This window comes from uncultured Campylobacter sp., assembly GCF_938018035.1.
Taxonomy (GTDB): domain Bacteria; phylum Campylobacterota; class Campylobacteria; order Campylobacterales; family Campylobacteraceae; genus Campylobacter_B.
This window is the reverse complement of the sequence record NZ_CALIJF010000180.1, coordinates 1-5576: the sequence shown is the minus strand read 5'-3', so window position 1 is coordinate 5576 and position 5576 is coordinate 1. Positions and strand designations below refer to the sequence as shown.

Sequence of the window (5576 nt, the reverse complement as noted above, 5' to 3'; positions counted from 1 at the left end):
ATAAGCGAAATTTCAAAACCGCTGTATTTGCCGTCCTCGGAGACGCTAAGCGGCGGCAGTGAGCCGTCTATTCCGATACGAATGAGCCCTTTTTCTTTGATCTGCGCTAAAGAGTTAGCAAATAACGAACACGAAGCGATTAACAACGCAAATATAATCTTTTTCATAAAATTCCTTTAAATTTTACTAAAATTTGCCAGCGAATAGAATTCCATCCATCGCCACTTTAAATTAAAACAAGCTGTAAAGATCGTCCAGCAAGAAATACTTTTTATCGACGGTGCCTTTATAAAAAGGCTCAATACTCTCATCAAAAATTTTTGTAAAAAAACCTTTTTTACTTAGCTCAATTAGTCCCGCATTTACCGCGTTAAGCAGCTCAGTATTGCCCTTTTGCACCGCGATGGCCAGGAAGTCCGTCGAGCCTAAATTCTTGATATTTACTTCGACTTTGCGGTCGACTACAGCGTAAGCAAATACAAGTAGATTATCATCGCCGTATCCGTCGCCCTTACCCGATTTTAGATCATTAAAGCATTCATTCGCGCTCGCACACGGTACTACGTTATAGCCCTGTTTCGTAAAGTAATCAAACACAGTAGTGCCGGGCTGCGCCAGTATAGTCTTTCCGTTTAGATCGGAGACCTTTCTGATATTATCGTCGCTACGAGTTAGCACGCCGATATTTACGCTAAAGTATGGATCGGAGAAATCTACCAGCTTCTCGCGCTCTTTTGTAACCGAGATTAGTGCGATATCCAAATCAACTCTGTTATCCTGCACCGCTTTTATACGATCATCGCCTACCGTTACGACATATTGTATCTTGCTGCCTTTATCACCGAAAATTTCTTTAACAAGCCCTTCGATTAAGAGTATCTCAAAGCCGCTATATTCGCCGGCTTTAGCGACGCTAAACGGCGGAGACGAGCCATCTATACCGATTCGAATAACCCCTTTTTCTTTGATTTGAGTCAAAGTGTTGCTAAGAAGCAAACACGCAGCCAGCATCAACGCCAAGATTATCTTTTTCATAGCGTCCCCCTTTTTTTAAAATTACAGCAAGCTATAAAGATCGTCCAGCAAGAAATACTTTTTCTCTGCAGTTCCTTTGTAGTAAGGCTCGATGAAATTATCGAACGAATTTTTGAAAAAGCCCTCTTTGCTTAGCTTGATTAGCTCGCCGTTTAGGAAGTCCAAAAGCTCCGAATTGCCTTTTTTTACGCCGATGGCCAAGAAGTCCGAAGCGCCTAAATTTTTGATATTTACTTCAACCTTTTTATCTAATACCGGATAAGCCAGCACGACTAGGTTATCGTCGGCATACCCGTCGCCCTGTCCGGCTTTTAGCGCCTTATAGCAGGCGTTTGCGTTATCGCATCTGGCGATATTATAGCCTTGCTTTTCAAAGTATGTTTCTGCGATACCGCCGCTAAGAACTAAAATAGTTTTATCTTGTAAATCGTTTAGGGATTTAATCTTATCTTCGATGCGGGTTAAAATGCCTATATTGACACTAAAATATGGGGTCGTAAAATCGATCTGCTTCTCGCGCTCCGGAGTTACGGTAAAAGTTGCGATAACTGCGTCCACCTTATCTTCTTGTAGGAATTTTATACGCTGATTTGCAAGCACGGAGGTAAACTCCACCTTTCCGCCTGATGGAAGCATATCTTTGGCGATGGCATTTGCCATATCGACCTCAAAGCCCTGATGCACGCCGTCTTCTATCTTGCTAAACGGCGGCTGTGCGTCATAAACGCCTATTCTAAGCACTCCGCTACTTTTGATCTCGGAGAGCGATCTTGCGCAAAGCGCGCTACTAGCCAAAGCTGCGACGAGCAGACTTAAGAGAAATTTCTTCATCCTTTTCCTTTCTCATAAATAATTTCAAAACCATTGCCACGGCTACAGGAAACCTCAAAATCCCGCCCGAATGGCAAGCAGACATTAAATTCGTCCGCAGGCGAAAAGCAATTTTAGCTTTTTATATCTTTAACGATTATTAAATAATAAGTAAAGTTGACGAATAAATTCGCTTTTTCATTATTTGCTTCGATTTTGCGCGAGTTTTTTAGAATTCTCATCCGCGTCCTAGCGGTAAAATTTAAAATTTTTAAAATTTTAGAATTTTACGAAATTTTAAAGCTGCAGAATTGGGTGAGAAATTTTATGAGCGCTTTAAAGCTCGCGATGAAATTTTAAAATTTCATGAGATCAAATCTTGCAGGTTGGATTTGGCAAAATAGCACAAGAAAGGAGTGAAATTTTAAAATTTCGCGCTTTAGCGCAGACATAGTGGAATTTAAAATTCTTAAATTTCTACTCCCGCCCAGCAAAATGGAATTTTAAAATTTTTAGCAAACGACAAAATTCAAAAGCAAGCAAAATTAAATCTTTGCCACGCTACAGAATTCCGCGATAAAAGTGTGCCGCCAGCGCTAAATTTTGCGCCATAAATCATACTACGAACATCAGCTTAGCGCAAAGCACGATGATGAATCCGAATACAAAAGCGATTTTGTGGATATTTGCTCGCAAAAACTCAGGCGCAGGCCTTCCCATCGCGCGGCAGCTTAAATTTATCGCTACGCACACGGCGATGATGAGCGCAAGCGCTGCTTTTAGCATAAAGATTTTTTGAAGCGGCGTGCCGAAATACCCGCCGTTAGCGCTTCCGACCCAGCGGCTCATCATCATTCCGCCGGTGATTATCAGCGTAAAAAGGCAAACCGGCATGATTTTAATCGCACGCGAGCCGATCGCTTTTTTAACGCGCTTAAAATCCGCGCCCAGCGCGCTTTTAAGCCGCGAAAAAATCACGACGTCGAAAAATATGTAGCCCAAAAAGATAATGGCGCAGATGAGATGGACGATCTGCACGTAAGGATAAATTTGCTCCACCACCGCTCCTTGCTATGAAATTTCGCCAATTTTATGCGAAATTTCAAATTTTAGCAATGATTTTCATCAACGCGCCGCGAGCGGTTAAATTTAAAGCGGCTAAATTTAAGCAAACCGCGCGAACGGCGCAAATAAATTTCGACGAAATCGCGCGGGCAAATTTAAAAACAAAGCCGCGCGGCTAAATTTAAAAATATTTGCGTCCGTAAATTTATAAATTTACGGGCACCGCCGCGCGGCTAAATTTTATAAAATTTCAAAGCATCATCGAAAAGACTATGCCGAATATGATTAGCGGGATATTAAAGAAAATAAAAGTCGGCACGCAGGTATCCCACATATGGCTATGTTCGCCGTCGATATTCAGCCCCACGGTAGGCCCGAGCGTGCTATCGCTCGCAGGCGAGCCCGCATCGCCGATACCCGCGGCCACCCCGATGATAAAGATCGTCGCCGCCGTGCTAAAGCCCAGCTGCGCGGCTAGCGGGCAGTATATCGTAGCGATGATAGGGATCGTGCCGAAGCTCGAGCCGATACCCATCGTCACCAGCAGTCCGATGCCGATCATCAGCAGCGCACCGCCTAGCTTGCCGCCGCTTAAAGTGCTCGCTACGTGCACCAGCTCGTTCACGCCGCCGGTTTCTTTTAAGATCGTGCCGTATCCTGCGGCGATCAGCATCAAAAACGCGATATAGCCCATCATATGCACGCCCTCGTCAAATACGTTATCAAGCTTTTCCCACTTGATGCCCTTGCTCGCAAGCATTACTAAAATTCCGCTAAGCGCGGCAAACGGAAGGGATTTGATCCAAATTTGCACGGCGAAGCACACCGCGATACCCGCTAGCGCGCCCCATTCGCGCATACCCATCTTAAGCTCGCTAAAATGCGCATCCAGGCTCTGTTTAGTTTCGGCATACTCCCTCGGCTTGCGGTAGTAGATCACGGCTAGGATGAGACCCACAAGCATCGGCACTGCGCTTAGCCACATCACGCTCGATATGTCGCTTAGGCTTACTGCGATGCCGTTTGCGTTCATATTTTTTTCAATTAATCCCATAAAGATAAGTCCAAACCCCAGCGGCAGCGCCATATACGGCGTCTGCAGGCCGAACGTCAGCGCGCACGCTACGGCGCGGCGGTCGATCTTTAACGAGTTCATGATCTTAACTAACGGCGGGATCAAAATCGGGATAAAGGCGATATGCACGGGGATTAAATTTTGTGAAAAGCACGCAAAAAAGGCGATCGAAAAGATAAAGATGTATTTTTTGTCGCTGATTAAATTTGCCACCGCGCGCACCAAGATCGCCGTTAAGTTGGTCTTTGAGATCGCGCTTGCGATGACGCCTAGCAGCAGATACGAAAGCGCGGTTTCTAAATTTCCGCCCATGCCGAGGCTGCCGGCGTTTTCGGGGTTGCCGTTTATGAATAAATTTATGGCATCTTCCAGCGGAATATTGCTTGAGAGCACGGCGCATATCGTGCCGATTAGGATCGCGAGCATTACGTTGCACCTCAGCAAGCATAGCGCGCACATCACACAGATACTGATAAATACGGGATTAGTAAGCATCTTTTGCCTTTTTTGGAATTTTTGCAATTATATAGAATTTAGGGCTAAATTTTGCTAAAATCGCGCAAAAAATCGGCTAGGACAGCGATGAAATATTTTTACTCCTCTTTTGTAGTAAGCCTAATTGCGCTTGCTATCGCGTTTTATATCGGCGGCGCGGGTGCCGCTTATATCTGCGCGCTTTTGTGCGCGCTGGAAATCAGCCTCAGCTTCGACAATGCCGTAGTCAATGCCAAAGTACTAAAAGATATGGCGCCGGTGTGGCAGAGTAGATTTATCCTCTGGGGCATTCCGATCGCGGTTTTTGGCATGAGGTTTTTATTCCCCGTGCTAATCGTCGCCGCAAGCGCGCATCTGGGTCTTTGGGAAACCCTCGTGCTGGCGCTTAAGCAGCCGCAGCGCTACCATGAAATTTTAAGCGAGAACGAAGCGCAAATTTACGTTTTCGGCGGCGCGTTTTTGCTGATGGTCTTTTGCGATTTTTTCTTCGATGCGCAGCGCGAGCTACACTGGCTGGGCATAATCGAAAATAACGGGCTCGTGCGATTTTTAAAGCGCATTCCAAACGCGCCCACGCTGATCGCTCTAGCCGCGGGGCTCGTGCTGCTCGCTAAAACGGCTTCGGCGACGCTCGGTGCGGCGTATTTCGGTGCGATCCTGCTCTATCTGCTCATCTCCTGCTTCGACCGCCTTTTCGGCACGGACGGCGTAAAAAACGGCCTTGCGGGCTTTTTGTATTTAGAAACCCTAGACGCGAGCTTTAGCTTCGACGGCGTGATCGGAGCGTTTGCGCTAAGCGATAATATCTTCATCATCATGCTAGGGCTCGGCGCCGGCGCGATGTTCGTGCGCTCCATCACGCTGTATCTCATCGCCCGCGGCACGCTGTCGCACTTTGCCTATCTGGAGCACGGCGCGCACTACGCCATCGCGTGTTTGGCGTTTATAATGTTTGCCAAGCTGAAATTTGAAGTAAGCGAGATTATAACGGGCACCGTGGGGATCTTATTCATCGCGCTATCGCTCCTTTCGTCGGTGCTCTACAACCGCCGCAACAAACGCAAACTAATCGAAACGATCGCGGGAAACAACGAGT

5 protein-coding genes are annotated in these 5576 nt (G+C 46.3%); 1 reads left to right on the top strand and 4 read right to left on the bottom strand.

Annotated elements, in window-relative coordinates; all coding sequences use genetic code 11:
• Positions 1 to 231 precede the first annotated feature (231 nt).
• The 4 genes from Q0257_RS05430 to Q0257_RS05415 all read right to left on the bottom strand — a co-directional run bounded on the left by Q0257_RS05430 (position 232) and on the right by Q0257_RS05415 (position 4480).
• Complete coding sequence (locus tag Q0257_RS05430) at positions 232 to 1035, bottom strand: transporter substrate-binding domain-containing protein (RefSeq protein ID WP_298022536.1); 804 nt, start codon at positions 1033 to 1035, stop codon at positions 232 to 234.
• Between the two features lie 21 nt (positions 1036 to 1056).
• A complete protein-coding gene (locus Q0257_RS05425; protein ID WP_298022534.1) occupies positions 1057 to 1866 on the bottom strand; it encodes a transporter substrate-binding domain-containing protein in 810 nt (269 codons plus the stop codon).
• A 594-nt stretch (positions 1867 to 2460) separates the two neighbouring features.
• Complete coding sequence (locus tag Q0257_RS05420; RefSeq protein WP_298022532.1) at positions 2461 to 2904, bottom strand: copper resistance protein CopD; 444 nt, start codon at positions 2902 to 2904, stop codon at positions 2461 to 2463.
• A 256-nt stretch (positions 2905 to 3160) separates the two neighbouring features.
• Entirely contained in the window at positions 3161 to 4480 is a 1320-nt protein-coding gene (locus tag Q0257_RS05415; RefSeq protein WP_298022529.1) for a Na+/H+ antiporter NhaC family protein, read from the bottom strand.
• 87 nt (positions 4481 to 4567) lie between these two features.
• On the opposite strand from Q0257_RS05415, the gene Q0257_RS05410 reads away from it, so the two are divergent.
• The coding region (locus Q0257_RS05410; protein ID WP_298022526.1) for a DUF475 domain-containing protein at positions 4568 to 5576 on the top strand (1009 nt) is incomplete at its 3' end.